This window comes from Legionella sp. km535 (assembly GCF_003990085.1).
Taxonomy (GTDB): domain Bacteria; phylum Pseudomonadota; class Gammaproteobacteria; order Legionellales; family Legionellaceae; genus Legionella; species Legionella moravica.
The window spans coordinates 1-1,088 of the sequence record NZ_RZGU01000055.1; the positions used below are offsets into that span (position 1 = coordinate 1).

Sequence of the window (1,088 nt, forward strand, 5' to 3'; positions counted from 1 at the left end):
ATGCCGATGAAGCTTTGACGGTGGCTGAAGACACTACTTTAACGGGCAATGTACTCACTGGCACGAGCAGTGTCGATGGTCCCGTAACGGTGACGGGCTTTAATGTAGCCGGTGATACCACTAACTACAGCGCTGGCCAAACAGCTGCGATTGCGGGTGTGGGCAGCTTACAGATTAATGGCGATGGTACGTTCAGCTTTATTCCTGTTGCCAATTACAACGGCCCAGTGCCTGAGATCACCTACACGATGACCGATGGCAGCAGTGGCGATACCTCAACTTTGACTATTAACGTGACTCCAGTCGATGATGCTTTTAGTGATGCGGATGAAGCTTTAAGTGTTGCTGAAGACAGCACCTTAAACGGTACCGTGCTCAGTGGCACGAGCAGTGTCGATGGTCCGGTGACGGTAACGAGCTTTAATGTAGCAGGTGATTCCACCAACTACAGCGCTGGCCAAACAGCTGCGATTGCCGGGGTAGGCAGCTTGCAAATTAATGGCGATGGTACGTTCAGTTTTATTCCTGTTGCCAATTATAACGGTCCAGTGCCTGAGATCACTTACACGATGACCGATGGCAGCAGTGGTGATACCTCGACTTTGACCATCAACGTGACTCCAGTGGATGATGCTTTTAGTGATGCGGATGAAGCTTTGACGGTTGCGGAAGATACGACCTTAAATGGCAACGTCCTCACTGGCACGAGTAGTGTGGATGGTGCGGTGACGGTAACGGGCTTTAATGTAGCGGGCGATAGCACCAACTACAGCGCTGGCCAAACGGCGGCGATTGCGGGTGTAGGCAGTTTGCAAATTAATGGCGATGGCACGTTCAGTTTTATTCCTGTTGCTAATTACAACGGTCCAGTGCCTGAGATCACTTACACGATGACCGATGGCAGCAGTGGTGATACCTCGACTTTGACTATTAACGTGACTCCAGTCGATGATGCCTTTAGTGATGTCGATGAAGCTTTGACGGTGGCTGAAGACACTACTTTAACGGGCAATGTACTCACTGGCACGAGCAGTGTCGATGGTCCCGTAACGGTGACGGGCTTTAATGTAGCCGGTGATACCACCAAC

1 protein-coding gene is annotated in these 1,088 nt (G+C 50.9%); it reads left to right on the plus strand.

The features are described 5' to 3' along the window. A partial coding sequence (locus ELY21_RS15470; RefSeq protein ID WP_127110933.1) for an Ig-like domain-containing protein occupies positions 1-1,088 on the plus strand: 1,088 nt, incomplete at both ends.